The organism is Shewanella sp. ENK2 (genome assembly GCF_043568515.1).
Lineage (GTDB): Bacteria > Pseudomonadota > Gammaproteobacteria > Enterobacterales > Shewanellaceae > Shewanella > Shewanella japonica.
Genome location: NZ_CP171406.1, coordinates 1,243,586 through 1,257,808, shown reverse-complemented (window position 1 = coordinate 1,257,808; position 14,223 = coordinate 1,243,586). Strand labels below are relative to the sequence as shown.

Sequence of the window (14,223 nt, the reverse complement as noted above, 5' to 3'; positions counted from 1 at the left end):
CGTTTTTTTAAAGAAAGAAGAGACACTTATGAATATTCTGGCCTTAGGTATCGCAGTATGTCTGAGTATATTTATCGGACTCTTCTGGATTCATCACTGTGCATATAACCGTAATTTGAGCAGCACAGTGGTGAAAGCAACCAATACAAATGCCGAAATGGGCAGCACCATATCTGTAGAACCTGATGACTTCGCAGATGTCGGTGCTTACCAATACCCTTTGTGGATGTCGGCAATTGTATTGATCTTTTCGTTATCTATATATGCCAGTGGAGGACATTTCCAAGGTTGGGATAAAGGGCGAGTGGATGACTCGGTAGATTATTTGATCGCAGCCAAAATCACAAAAGGGCGAGAACAAGTACAGCAGCAACCGACTAATGAAATGGCATTAATGGCGTTAGCGCAATCTTATGCAGAAGGTGGCATGTATGCCGACTCTGTCGATACGTTAAGTCAGCTTATTGAGCTAGTCGGCGAAGATGCCGGGTTATTAGGCATGCAAGCCACATCAATGTATTACCGCGATGGTCGTCAGTTTTTACCTGAGGCACGCAAGGTTATTGATACTGCGTTGAATTTACAACGTGACGAGCTTAATACCCGAATGATATTGGCAACTGATGCTTACCTTAATGGCCAGTATGCAGTCGCCATTGAACATTGGCGCATCCTACAAACCAACCAAACCCAATCTTTTAATAGACAGTCTATTAATAACGCAATAATGAAAGCCGAATTTAAATTGGATGAAGTGAGTCGCTAATTTCGTCATTTGAATTTGCAGCGAACCAATAAAAACCAGTCAGCTAAGGCTGAACTAGGGAGGATGTTGTGAGTGAAAATATAGAAAGACGGAGGTTTCTAAAAGGCATGGGAGCTGCCTCTTTAATTCTAGGCCCTATGGGGTGTAGTTCTGTTAAAGATGACAACGAAGATGCCAATAAACCTCATTACGTCATGGTGTTTGATCAAAATAAATGTGTCGGTTGTGGTGAGTGTAAAGAGGCATGTAATGTCGCTAATAACTTACCTGATGGCAAATCAAAATTGTTGATGGAACATCAATCGGGTGGTGTGGAAGGGCAAGCCTGTCCACATTGTGGCAAAGAAGCATGTAACTGTGAGCGTAAATTTGTTCGTGTGTCTTGCCAACAATGTAAGAACGCGCCTTGTGTTGCCGTTTGTCCTACTGGTGCTGCACATAAAGATCCTAAAACTGGGATCGTCACCATGGACGCCAGTAAATGTGCTGGTTGTAAATATTGTATTGGCGCTTGCCCTTACAATGCACGTTTTATCAATGAAGAAACTGATGTCGCCGATAACTGTGATTTTTGTTTAAACAGTAAGCTGGCAAAAGGTGAGTTACCTGCATGTGTGCAACAGTGTAAATATGATGCGTTGATCTTTGGCGATGCTAACGATCCAACCTCATACGTTAATAAGTTATTAGCGGTAAAAGACTCTGTACGTATGAAACCGCAGTTTGGTACCGAACCAAGCCTTCGTTACATTCCAGTCGTAAAATTGGGGGTATAAGATGGACGGTTCAATGGAATTTACCATGGGCTTATCTGAAGGGGTGGCATGGCCTTGGCCAATTGCGGTTTACCTTTTCTTAGCCGGTATTTCGGGTGGTTCGTTAGTGGTGGCATTGGCTATTCGCTTCTTTAAGGGGCAAACAGCTACGACACCATTATACAAAGCTGCCAGTTTAATCTCATTCGTGACGATTGCACTTGGGATGTTATGTCTGGTTTTAGACTTAACTAACCCATTATTCTTCTGGCGTATTTTGGTGTTCTATAACTTCACTTCAGTGATGTCTATCGGGGTAATTGCACTGTGTGTATACATTCCGCTAACTGCAGTGTTGTGTTTATATGCCTTTGAAGATGAAATTAAAACCATACCAGCGCTCAACTTCTTGTTGCCTATTATTACTATGCTTAAACCCGTTCGTAGGCCTTGCGAAGTGACGGCGTTAATTTTAGCAGCAGCAGTGTGTGCTTATACCGGTTTCTTGATTTCAGCGTTAATCCGCTTCCCGCTCATTAATACTGCAGTATTACCTGCGTTATTCATTGCGTCGGGTGTTTCAGCGGGTGCTGCAGCGTCAAAAATGTTGTCAGTATTCTTGTTTAAAGAAGACATGCATAGCAGTGAACTTAAAATCCTTCATGGAGCTGAATGGCCAATCATGATTGCGGAAATTTTGTTTATTTGCATGATTGCGATGTCACTTGCGACAGGAAATGCAGGGGCGCAGTCAGCTTTTGCTGCATTTACCTCTGGTGTGTGGGCAAACTTGTTCTGGATTGGTGTCGTAGGTGTTGGGTTCTTAGGCCCTATTCTACTTAACTTTGCCACCGGTAAAACCTTTAGTCATTCAGCTAAAGCGTTCTATCTATCAGGCGTATGTGCCATTAGCGGCATGATGTGTTTACGTCTGTTTATCTTATATGCAGGTCAAACATACGCAATTTAGTGTTGCCAGAGTCACCCTTAAGTCTTATGTCTTCCCTTAGTCATTTTTAAGGGTGATTCTTTTTATCAGGTAATAGCCTGTATTGAATTGGAAAACTGAAATGAAAAAAATACTATCGCTACTGTTACTCGTTCCTTTCTTATTTGCCTGCCAACCTGACAATGTTACAACAGAGGCTGATAGTCATGCACATGCAATACATGAACACGATCGTTGCCATATGTGCGGCATGATGATCACCAAATATCCAGGCCCGAAAGGCCAGCTAAAACTGAAAAATGTGGAAAAAAATCCTTCTTTTTGCTCAACCCGTGACATGTTTAGTTTCTTACTTCAGCCAGAAAATGCCCGTCAGGTGACACAAATTTGGGTACACGACATGGCGGCAACATCTTGGGATGATCCTAAAGATGAACACTTCATTGACGGTAAAACTGCTACCTATGTTTATGGTACAAGTCGTCAAGCTGTGATGGGATCTGCTGTTGCCTCATTTAGCACAGTTAACGCCGCCGAGCAGTTTGCCAATGAATATGGCGGTGCGGTATTAGGCTTTGATGATATTACTATCGAATTACTCGGCGAAGGCATGAGCCATCATTAATTGACTTAGGATATTGGCCGATTTTATTGCGCTGTTATAGCGTCTATTTACAGTATGGTGAGTGATGATTCATTGCCAAGGTAAATCGAGGCGAAAGTGAGGAAAACCATGGTTAAATTTTTGCTTAATGGGTTGTGGTTAATCGGTGTTATTAACGCCCCTTGTGCTTTCGCAAACTCGACAGACACCGACGTGCAAAATTCGCTTAATGTCATTTTGCTGCAGCAGGTCATTGATGAAGCTAACGCCCATGACACTGTGTTGCTGCAGGACCAACCTTACATTGGCAATGCCGTTATTAACAAACCTCTGACACTCATAGGACACCCTTGTTCAATTATTGATGCCCAGGGCAAGGGTAGCGCCATTACGATTGCAAGCAGTGATGTTCGTGTTGAGCAGTTAACAATACTAAATTGGGGAGCTGATCAGTACGAGCTTAATGCTGGCATCTTAGTGAATGATGGTATGAGTAATATTGTGATTTCTGGGAATAATTTAACCGGTGATGGCTTTGGTATTCGGGCTGATAATACCTCGCATATTGAGATTTATAACAATTACATCATAGGGAATAAGCAATTTTTTGTACTCGACAGAGGCGATGGCATTTATCTAAAAAGGGTTGATGACGCGGTGATTGAGGGGAATACCATCAAAGATGTGAGGGATGGGATATACCTTGAGTCAGGTAAGAATAGCTTCATCGATGACAATCATTTCTCATCTCAGCAGTACGGTATTCACTACATGTATACCGAAGGTGATGAAGCCAAAAATAATGTCGCTGTGGATGTTGATGGCGGTTATGCATTAATGAACTCAAAGCGGATTAATCTCCATCATAATCGCGTAGACAATGCGGCGACTTTTGGGGTGTTGCTAAACATGACCAATGACTCAGACATCCATGCAAATCAGGTAGATAATATCGTTAATCCTCAGCCCAAAATGCCGACGGGTGATGAGGGTAAAAGTATGTTCATCTATGGTGCCCGCGATAACCGTATTTATGAAAACCACTTTGGCCACAGTGAAATTGGTATTTATATGGCCATGGGAGGCGAGGGGAACAAAATTTATCGTAATCAATTTATCAACAACCAAGCACAGGTAAAGTACGTAGGCGACACCTTAGTAGAGTGGAGTCACCAGCAGCAGGGAAACTACTGGAGTGGATTTATCGGTTGGGATAACTCGGGTGATGGGGTGAGTGAACAAGCGTATCAGCCTAGTGATCATTTAGATCGCTTGTATTGGCTTTATCCAGAAGCGCACTTTTTATTAAAAAGCCCTGTTGCATCTTTATTACGTTGGACTCAACAGCAGTTTAGTCTTTTACCTGAGGCTGGAGTGATCGATAGCTTTCCAATGACAAGCGCATCACGGCCTTCCTTAATTGAAAATAATCGCCCACAGTCTGCGCAGCAGTTGTTAAGTAAATAGGGTTATCATGGAAAATACAGCCAGTATTCATGTTCAGAATCTCGTTAAAAAATACGATGATTTTACCGCTGTTAACGATATCAGCTTAACCGTTTCATCAGGCGAAACCTTAGCTCTGCTTGGTCATAATGGCGCTGGTAAGTCGAGTTTGATAAAAATGCTGTTAGGCATTGTAAAGCCGACTTCAGGCCAAATCTCCATGATGGGGAACATGGTGACCCATGAAAAAGAGCGTCGCCAGGTTAATTTAGGCTACTTGCCTGAAAATATCAGTTTGTATGAAAAGCTGACGGGTAAAGAAGTGCTTAACTATTTTGCCGCACTAAAACGGATTGATAAAGCCAAGGTATCGACAGTACTGACGGAGTTTGGGCTTGAGTATGCGCAAGATAATCCGGTTAAGAGTTATTCAAAAGGCATGAAGCAACGACTTGGTTTTGCACAAGCCATTTTGTCATCGCCTGACATTTTACTGCTTGATGAACCGACCGTTGGACTTGATCCTCAAGCTTCATTATTTATGTATCAAAAAATCGCAGAGCTGAAACAGCAAGGCTGCGCAATTATCGTATGCACTCATGAATTGGCTGTGGTTGAGGACAATATTGATCGTGCATTCATTATGGCTGATGGACAACACCTCGCTAGCGGTAGTTTGAGCCAATTAAGGCAGTCGACTGATTTGAAAGTGAATATAAGCGGAACTGAAGTGAGCCGTATTATCGCAGAAGATCCCTTTTTAAATGCCTTATCCATTCAAGATAAGTTAATTATCTCACAGCAAGATAAACCCAAGATTATGAAGTATCTGACTACGCATTGCGGGGTGTATAACTTTTTAATTGAAGAACCTGATTTAAGTGATATTTATCATCACTGCATGAATAACCGTCAGCAGTACGCTGCTTGAGGACAATAAATGTTGACGCCAATTTTAACTATCGCCACAAAAGAAATTAAAGATAACTGCCGCAACCGTTGGGTGGCTTTTATTGGCATTATTTTAACCAGTTTGGCCTTACTGATAACTTTTTCAGGCTCAGTGGTGACAGGTGAGCTTGTTATCCCAGAACTGCCACTTTTGATGGCTAGTTTAAGCTCAGTTGCAGTATTTATCTTGCCACTTACAGCGATCTTGCTTAGCTACGACAGCTTTATTGGTGAAGAAGAGTCGGGCACCTTATTACTGCTTTTATCTTATCCGTTAAGCCGTAGCCAAATATTGGTAGGTAAGTTTATTGGACACTTAGCGGTAATTTCTTTCACTATTTTTATTGGTTTTGGTACAACAGCATTGCTGGTCGGAATATTAACTGATGTGGCGTTATTTTCGATAATATCGACTTTTTTACACTTAATGGTCAGCAGTATTTTATTAAGTATGTGCTTTATTTTAGTCGGTTACGCAGTGAGTTTGCAGGTAATTGAAAAGGCTAAGGCAATTGCGATTTTATTGTTTATTTGGGTTGCTGTTGTATTAGTTTATGATCTCATATTACTGACCATGATGGTGGCTGAATCAACGAGTATTTCTAATGGTGTATTACAGCTACTTATTCTATTAAACCCCAGCGATGTGTTCCGAGCATTGATGTTGGTGGTTGCACCTCACTCAAGCCACGTAGAGGGTCTATCTTCATTAGTGCAATGGCCAGTATTAAGCTTGTACCTTACCTTAGTGGGTTGGAATGCAATGATGATGATGCTGTCATTAGGCTTGTTTTATCGTAAACGTTTTTAGGGCTAATTATTGCTAAAGAGGTTTATCAGTCAGACTGCTTACAAACTATTTCATATTTTGTATCTTTAGATGTATTAGGTTTAAGTTACTGTATTATTTAGTTAAATATTTTACTGTATTGAGTATGTGGTCACATAAAATTTACAGTGTCTAGGATATTATATCATTGGAATAAATTAGATAATTAGCTCAAGTACAGGTGCTTCTAGTGCTAAAAATTACATCATATTTAACACTTGATACTTCAGCAAAGCAGCTGGTTAATCATCTTAATGATGAAAAAACCAGTCTTACGTTTTCTGAAAATGCTGTGCTGATAAAATTGCTCGATCATAGTGAAGAGATCTGGACTAAAGAGCAGCTATTAGCTGAAGGCTGGCCCGATCGTGTGGTTGCGCCTACTTCATTAACCCAATGCATTAGTACGCTGCGTCGTAAGTTAGAGCCTTACTCAGAAATTCATTTAAAAGCAGTCGCTCGCCGTGGCTATCAACTTCATATTAATGAACGTAGCCATGTCAAAATGGTGTCATTAACGGATCGCGATACCCTGCGTGCAGCGTTTTTAGATGTTGGTGTTATGGTAAAAATAGCCGGCGCTATGGTTGTGATTGGGCTAATTACATTAGCTTGGTATCAATGTGAATATCATAAAGTTTTGAAAAAACCTCTGAGTGGAGTAGTGACAAACAAGTTGAACTGAATATCGGTGGTGTGACGGAAAGTGCAACTTTGCTCTATAAAGATAATACCGACCAAGTGCATAAGTCCAAATGGCAAAAACATCTCGCGCCAGAAAGTAATATTGTTGAAGGCTTAAAAGGCTTTAGTGCTTTTGCGTTAACAAATGGAGCTCATTACTCTTTTGCATCGTGTCCTGGTTATACACTTGATGATTGTAATGGTGAAGGCATCATTAATATCAATACGTTAACTCCAGAGCCTGCTGGTTTGAATATGAGTGAATTTGTGCCACTCAGTCAGAAAATGGAAGATAGAATTCGATACAACCGTGTACTTATTCCACAAGACAGTGTCGGTAACATTGTTGAGCACCATTATCATGCTGATGTGTATTTTCCTGTGGCTGGTGAAAAGTTAATTCGGGGTGATTTTAGTCTGTCTTTGGTTTATGAAGATGACACCAGTGGCCAAATTTATACCACGACCTGTATTACTGATGAAGACTGTGTAACTACGCCAATTAAGTGGAAAACACGAGGGACGTTTAATCAATATCAGCAAAAGATTGGCGATTATGATGTTGATGTTTTTTATACCAATATCGAACATAAAGAGTTTATCAAACCTGATTTCGTTACCCCATCTGCAATGCGTTTTTATCGAGAAATTAGACGTGATGATATCCAAGTCACGAATATGGCGCTTTTCAGGGTACACAAGACCAAAGATACTGCGGTGTGGATTTTACCGTTTATGGATGGTTTAGTCGCTTGGTCTAAGTACGAGAAGGTGCAATTCTAGCCCTTAAGTTGATGCTGTAAACGAGCGCAAATAACAAAAAAGCCGACTGAGATAGTCGGCTTTTTGTTGGACAACAAGGATTCAATTCTGAGAAGGTTGAATAGCTTGCTATGAATTCGCCTTTATTACTTAATAAAGGCGAATGCATCTCCGTAGAGATGGGCTTCATCGACACCCATTTCACGAAATACTTCACGGGCTGCACCGACCATATCAAAGCGGCCAGCAATGTAGATGTCATAGCCAACTAAGCTGACATAGTCTTGCTTAATTTGTGCTAATAAATTGGCTTGCTTACCATTCCAGTTAGCAGGGGCTTCTTCAACCACTGGGATAAACTCTAACCAGTTATGCTCTTCATGCCATTGACGCGCGATAGCTTGGTAGTACATGGCTTCTTCTGTGCGGCAACCCCAATAAAACTGAGTCGCGACGGTTTGGCCTGTCGCAATTTGTTGCTCGATGATGCTTTTGATGTACGAAAACCCTGTACCGCCAGCAACCATAATACGTGGGCGGTTACTTTCTTGACGTAAAAATGCATTTCCTGCTGGAGCTTCAATATCTATGTAGTCATTGGTTTTAAGGCGCTCAACGACTTGCATTGGGTAGCTTTCTGAGACAGCAGCACCAATATGTAGCTCAATTAGTTCAGCACCTGGCGCTGAAGCAATTGAGAATGGACGTTTGTCTTTTTCGCCCATGACAATAGATAAGTATTGACCTGCTTTAAAATCAAACGCCGCTTCAGGTTGTAAGGTGACCTGAAACACGGCGTCGTTAAATGGGGTGACGCTAACAACTTTACAGCGAATGGTGTTCATCTAACATCCTTTTAGCCCTTTCTATGAAGGGTTATTTTCTTTTATATATGTAGGGTCTAGGTTGCGCTAGTGTGATATAGATCACCATTATAGCGTTGGTGCATCATCAATACCTAATTCTTCCCAAATATCATCAATCTTTTCTTTCACTTTGGGATCCATCACTATCGGAGTGCCCCATTCTCTGTCGGTTTCGCCTGGCCATTTATTGGTGGCATCCAGTCCCATTTTTGAGCCTAAACCCGCTACAGGAGAAGCGAAATCTAAATAATCAATCGGCGTATTGTCGACCATGACGGTATCGCGAGTTGGGTCCATGCGGGTAGTAATAGCCCAGATGACATCCTGCCAATCACGACAATTCACGTCTTCATCAACAATAATAATGAACTTGGTATACATGAACTGACGTAAGAAAGACCAAGCTCCCATCATGACGCGTTTGGCATGACCTGCATATTGCTTACGAATTGAAATGACTGCCATACGGTACGAGCAGCCTTCTGGTGGCAGGTAGAAGTCAATAATTTCAGGATATTGCTTGCGTAAAATAGGCACAAAGACTTCGTTTAATGCCACGCCTAACATTGCCGGCTCATCAGGTGGACGGCCAGTGTATGTGCTGTGATATATGGCGTCTTTACGCTGTGTCATGTGAGTGACGGTGAAAACTGGGAACTTGTCTGTCTCGTTATAGTAACCAGTATGGTCGCCATAGGGACCTTCTTCTGCCATTTCTTCAGGGTCGATATAACCTTCTAAAATGATCTCGCTGGTGGCTGGAACTTCTAAGTCACAGCTAATCGCTTTACAGACCTCAGTGCGTTCACCACGCAGTAAGCCTGCAAAGGCATATTCACTCATTGAGTCAGGTACAGGTGTCACCGCACCTAAGATGGTGACAGGATCTGAGCCTAAAGCAACGACCACAGGGTAGCGCTCACCTGGGTGCTTTTCTTTGAAATCTTTAAAGTCTAATGCGCCGCCACGATGATCGAGCCAGCGCATAATTAATTTGTTTTTACCCAGTAACTGCTGACGGTAAATACCTAAGTTTTGGCGTTTTTGGCGCGGGCCTTTAGTGATGGTTAATCCCCAAGTCACCAAAGGTGCAACATCACCTGGCCAACAATGTTGAACTGGTAAGTTTGTTAGATCCACATCATCGCCAGTGATGACGATTTCTTGGCATGGTGGATTACGGACCGTTTTAGGCGGCATATTGAGTGCTTGCTTGAATTTTGGGATTTTCGCGATCGCATCTTTAAAACCACTAGGTGGCTCTGGCTCTTTTAAGAATGCTAATAACTCACCGACTTCACGTAGGGCGAGAGGATCCTCTTTACCGAGTGCCATGGCAACCCGTTTTGGAGTGCCAAATAAGTTCACTAAAACAGGCATAGATTTGTCTGTTGGATTTTCAAAAAGCAATGCAGGACCGCCAGATCGAAGTACACGATCGGCAATTTCCGTCATTTCTAGATTAGGATCAACAGGATAACTAATACGCTTTAATTCACCATTGGCTTCGAGGTGATCGATGAAGCTACGTAAATCCTTAAAACTCATGGCTAATTCACTCTTTTTATAATCGCTCTTTGGGGCGCACTATAGCATTTATATAATATTGGGTTAAGCCAAGATTATTGGTTCAGTGGCTTTTTAGGGTAAACTGATATTAATTGGCTTTGTGATCTTTCAGCCTAGGAGCGATCAAATGGCAATATTCAGTCAACCTCACCGATTGTCGATGTTATTCGTATCAATAAGCCTGACTCTGGCTATTCTGCCTTCACATGTTATGGCTGAATCTTTTCGTACTTCTTCAATGAGCGCTGTTGCTACAGAAAATGGTGCTAAACATCGCCATTCGGCTGGCAGTCATCGTTATGATCGTTATTCAGGTTCGTCAGTACGCTGGGGAGTAGGTTACAACAATTATTGGGGACCCAGTATTGGCGTAGGATGGAGCAGTGGTTGGAATAACCGCTGGTATAACCGTTGGGGCTATAATGGTTGGGGAGGAAGATGGGGCAATGGTTGGCGTTATCCTTATCGATACGATTATTACGACCGTTATTACCGTGATCGTTATATGAACAACCAATCCCGTAATAACTATGTTGAACCAGTCACAGCAGTTGAAGCGCCAAAACGAACAACCACTAGCATTGAGTATGCAAAAGGGATTAGCAAGTTGCCAGACAATGCACGAGTGATACAACGTGATGGTCATACCTACTATGAATGGGATGGTCATGAGTATTATTTTGACTGGTCGACTGAGCGTTACTTTGAACTTGAAAAAGGTAAGCAATAATTAAGCATTGTTTTTTAAAGCCCGTCGCTCATTCGTTAGCAGTAGCGCTGTATACTGCGCCTAGAAAGGTAAAAGCCCTAATGAATCCATTTCATTAGGGCTTTTGTTTGCATTGTCTTTCGACATTTTATCGTTACATATTATTGTTATTAGACCCTGTAACGTACTTCAAAATAGCCATTGCTGTCTACGGGGAGTTAAACAGCAATCATTATCTTGAAACTTTTACCTGACTTGCAGGCTGTGGCTGCCTATTCTCAACCTTACTCTTGTAACGCTAAGCGTTAGGCTATGCCACGGTATAAAATTGACAAGAGAGGTGGGGGAGAGAGATTTTCGCTGGGGGACGAAAATAACGCATCCTTTCTTGTCGGAACTGCCTTCAAACGATGAGTTGTTAGCGCTCAATGTTTGAAAATAAAATTGGAAAGAAAAATCACTGCGATTGTTTAGTTTCCGATGGGGACGAATGCTAAAGTCATTTTTCTTTCCGAAACGTTGAATTTAATGTCCTTTTACTGACACTAATTCCTGATTCAGTTGAAATAGCCTTTTCTGCAAATTTGCTATTTCAGTTGCAATTTCAGTGGCTAAATCTTGTTGTTTACTCACTGATTTTAGAGGTTGTTTTCTTTTCTTCACCCATTGGTAAATGGTTTTTGCTGACACATTATATTGCTTGGCAACATCTGAAATTAATCGATTATTGTCTTTTACTTCCTTGATTACTTGTTGCTGTAATTCATCTGGATATATTCGATTTAGTGTCGTCATCATTGTTCCTACTACTCAATTTTGTTAACCACGAACCTTCATAAAATTAAGAGGTTTTTAGATTAATGATTGTTATCAATATCCCAGCTGCTCAATCCAAGGTGATGGAAGAAGTGCCACTGATATTGACAGTTTTCAATGAACATTCTTAGATAATTCATACTTAACTCCCTGTATTACATCTCTAATCGAGTCATAAATTGGTCAAAAATGCATCTACCTCTAAGGTGGTATATATCTATATGGAATAGTCGTGCCAATTTTGAAATAAATATTTTATCGTTAATTAACAGTTAGTTAGTTTTTTAGTGTGTTAACTCTAAAAAAATGCGTTGTGTTACATTGGTGCAAATTATCCATTTTGGTGCAAGGTGGTGATTTATTGGTAAATTTAATTTACCAGACTTTTTGGGCGTCATTTCTAGTGACATTAACGGTAAACCATTATCACTTAATCAGTATGAATGAGGAGTGTTACAGTGAGTCGTTTATGATTTAGAAGGATTAAAAATCCATGCCGTTTGGCATGGATTTAGTGAGATGCGAAGGTCGGATATTGACTACATTAAGAAGATCGTCGCTAAACCTAAAAAGGCAAATAGGCCGATGACGTCGGTTACTGTGGTAAGCACCATACCACCTGCTAAAGCAGGATCGATGTTCAACTTTTTCAGTAAGAGTGGAATACTGGCGCCTGCAAGACCTGCAACAGTCATATTAATGAGCATGGCGCCACCAATCAAACCACCTAAGGCCATATCGTCTTTCCACAGCCAAACGGCAAAAAATACCAACACTGACCACATGATGCCGTTAAGGAAACCAATGGCTAACTCTTTGCCTATTAACCAGCGAGAGTTACTTTGACCAATATGCCCAAGAGCAATACCACGAATGACCAAAGCTAATGTCTGGTTACCTGCAACGCCGCCCATGCTCGGAACAATGGTCATTAAAATGGCAATGGTGGCAAACTGCTCAAGGGTGCCTTCAAACATGTTACTGACAGAGGCAGCAAGTAAAGCAGCAAATAAATTGATTGTTAACCACAAAGAGCGTCGGAAGGTACTTTTCATGACGGGACCGAATGTGTCCTCGTCATCATCCATCCCCGCCATCCCCATCATGGAGTGCTCGGCATCTTCACGGATTACATCAACGACGTCATCAATGGTAATACGGCCTAATAACTTCTGCTGTTCATCAACGACAGGGGCTGAAATCCAGTCATGACGTTCGAATAACTGTGCCACTTCATTATCTGGCATATCAACAGGGATACTTTCAAGCTCCGGATCCATGATGCTGCGGATCGTTTCGCTAGGGTTACAGGTTAATAGATCGGCTAAACGGACACCGCCAAGTACATGGTCGTTTTTGTCGACCACATAGAGTGTATCTGTCGTATCGGGTAAATTGCCTCGTTGGCGTAAGTAACGCAGTACCACATCAATATTCACGTCAGGACGTAAAGTCACTGTATCGGTATTCATGATACTGCCGGCAGTATCTTCAGGGTAGGATAACGCTTGTTCAACTCGGTGACGGTCTTGGCTACTCATCGATTGCAGTACTTTCTTATACACTGCATCTGGCAAGCTACGTAAAATATAAGCCAGGTCATCGGTGTCCATTCCTGAAGTGGCTTGCGCAACTTTTTCAGGTGTCATGCCACTGATAAGCGAATCTTTTAACTCTTCACCGAGTTCTTCAAGAATTTCACCGGCTTGTTCTTGGTCGATAAGTTGCCACAACACTTGGCGTGTTTTAGGGGAGATGACTCAAGAATGAGGGCGACATCAGAAGCGGCCATATCATGCAGCATATTGCGCACATGCACAAACATACCACTACCAAGTGCTTGGGTGAGCTGATTTAGGCGCTGTTCTGTAAGTTCGCTATCTATCACTTCGATACTCATTCGCCACTCCTCAAAAATTCGATTGCTAATATTAACTTAACAGTGTGTAAAGGGAGAAGCAGTTTCTAATATGGCGTTGAATGCCGTATAAAAAATAAGCAGGTTATGGTGTGGGTCATGACATTATTATAGTTAACTATCACTGTTTGTTGTTGATAATTTGCCGTTGATTGGTTTAATGCGCTTTGAGCAGCGCAAAAGCTTAGTTTAAGCGTATTCCCGAGTAGAATATGAGGTTAATAAAGCATGGCTGATAGCGGTTTGGAGTCGTAAATTTCAATGTTTTGCTAGTAAGTGATAACTAGCAACGAGTTAGCCTGAAAGCGTTAAATCATATAAAAGGATTAGCTTTCTTCGTCAAATTTGTCGTTAATCAGTTGGCAAACCGCATCTAGTGCTTGCTGTGCATCAGGACCTTCAGCCTGAACAGTAATCACTTTTCCTATACCACTTTCTAGCATTAATAAACCTAATACACTCGCTGCGCTGGCTTGTTTTTCACCTTGAATCAAGGTAATGCTGGCTTTAAATTCCGTAGCCAATATAGCTAATTTTGTTGCCGCTCGAGCATGAAGCCCAAGTTTATTACTGATGGTGATTTCTCTGGAGATATTCAT

12 protein-coding genes and 2 pseudogenes are annotated in these 14,223 nt (G+C 41.6%); 9 read left to right on the top strand and 5 right to left on the bottom strand.

Annotated features, from left to right (window positions below):
• The first annotated feature begins 28 nt into the window (after positions 1-28).
• The 8 genes and pseudogenes from ACGEDC_RS05675 to ACGEDC_RS21300 all read left to right on the top strand — a co-directional run bounded on the left by ACGEDC_RS05675 (position 29) and on the right by ACGEDC_RS21300 (position 7,767).
• The gene (locus ACGEDC_RS05675; RefSeq protein WP_055023496.1) at positions 29-766 is read left to right on the top strand and encodes a tetratricopeptide repeat protein; all 738 of its coding nucleotides are present in this window, start codon (positions 29-31) and stop codon (positions 764-766) included.
• Positions 767-834: 68 nt separating this feature from the next.
• On the top strand, positions 835-1,542 hold the full coding sequence (locus ACGEDC_RS05670) for a 4Fe-4S dicluster domain-containing protein (RefSeq protein WP_055023495.1): 708 nt from the start codon (positions 835-837) through the stop codon (positions 1,540-1,542).
• 1 nt (position 1,543) lies between these two features.
• Entirely contained in the window at positions 1,544-2,491 is a 948-nt protein-coding gene (gene nrfD / locus ACGEDC_RS05665) for an NrfD/PsrC family molybdoenzyme membrane anchor subunit (protein WP_394497001.1), read from the top strand.
• 100 nt (positions 2,492-2,591) lie between these two features.
• Positions 2,592-3,095 carry a nitrous oxide reductase accessory protein NosL gene (locus tag ACGEDC_RS05660; protein WP_065109375.1) on the top strand — a complete coding sequence of 168 codons (504 nt, stop codon included), beginning with the start codon at positions 2,592-2,594 and terminating at the stop codon, positions 3,093-3,095.
• A gap of 108 nt (positions 3,096-3,203) precedes the next feature.
• Positions 3,204-4,541: a nitrous oxide reductase family maturation protein NosD gene (nosD, locus tag ACGEDC_RS05655; RefSeq protein WP_394496998.1), complete on the top strand. Its 1,338-nt coding sequence runs from the start codon at positions 3,204-3,206 to the stop codon at positions 4,539-4,541.
• Positions 4,542-4,548: 7 nt separating this feature from the next.
• Positions 4,549-5,451 carry an ABC transporter ATP-binding protein gene (locus ACGEDC_RS05650; protein ID WP_394496996.1) on the top strand — a complete coding sequence of 301 codons (903 nt, stop codon included), beginning with the start codon at positions 4,549-4,551 and terminating at the stop codon, positions 5,449-5,451.
• Positions 5,452-5,460: 9 nt separating this feature from the next.
• Positions 5,461-6,282, top strand: a complete 822-nt coding sequence (locus ACGEDC_RS05645) for an ABC transporter permease subunit (RefSeq protein WP_394496994.1) — start codon at positions 5,461-5,463, stop codon at positions 6,280-6,282.
• Positions 6,283-6,490: 208 nt separating this feature from the next.
• Positions 6,491-7,767: pseudogene (locus ACGEDC_RS21300) on the top strand (winged helix-turn-helix domain-containing protein).
• Positions 7,768-7,892: 125 nt separating this feature from the next.
• On the opposite strand, the gene fre reads toward ACGEDC_RS21300, so the two are convergent.
• Together fre and ubiD are read right to left on the bottom strand one after the other, a co-directional pair.
• Positions 7,893-8,591 (bottom strand): NAD(P)H-flavin reductase, encoded by a 699-nt coding sequence (gene fre, locus ACGEDC_RS05630; RefSeq protein ID WP_055023488.1) that lies wholly within the window; start codon positions 8,589-8,591, stop codon positions 7,893-7,895.
• An 87-nt stretch (positions 8,592-8,678) separates the two neighbouring features.
• Positions 8,679-10,160, bottom strand: a complete 1,482-nt coding sequence (ubiD, locus tag ACGEDC_RS05625) for a 4-hydroxy-3-polyprenylbenzoate decarboxylase (protein ID WP_055023487.1) — start codon at positions 10,158-10,160, stop codon at positions 8,679-8,681.
• Between the two features lie 148 nt (positions 10,161-10,308).
• On the opposite strand from ubiD, the gene ACGEDC_RS05620 reads away from it, so the two are divergent.
• The gene (locus ACGEDC_RS05620; RefSeq protein ID WP_055023486.1) at positions 10,309-10,911 is read left to right on the top strand and encodes a hypothetical protein; all 603 of its coding nucleotides are present in this window, start codon (positions 10,309-10,311) and stop codon (positions 10,909-10,911) included.
• Between the two features lie 504 nt (positions 10,912-11,415).
• Here ACGEDC_RS05620 and ACGEDC_RS05615 read toward each other — a convergent pair.
• The 3 genes and pseudogenes from ACGEDC_RS05615 to ACGEDC_RS05605 form a co-directional block, all read right to left on the bottom strand.
• Positions 11,416-11,688 carry a transposase gene (locus ACGEDC_RS05615; protein ID WP_065109380.1) on the bottom strand — a complete coding sequence of 91 codons (273 nt, stop codon included), beginning with the start codon at positions 11,686-11,688 and terminating at the stop codon, positions 11,416-11,418.
• 557 nt (positions 11,689-12,245) lie between these two features.
• Positions 12,246-13,606, bottom strand: a pseudogene (mgtE, locus tag ACGEDC_RS05610) (magnesium transporter).
• A 344-nt stretch (positions 13,607-13,950) separates the two neighbouring features.
• Complete coding sequence (locus tag ACGEDC_RS05605; protein WP_394498256.1) at positions 13,951-14,223, bottom strand: HPr family phosphocarrier protein; 273 nt, start codon at positions 14,221-14,223, stop codon at positions 13,951-13,953.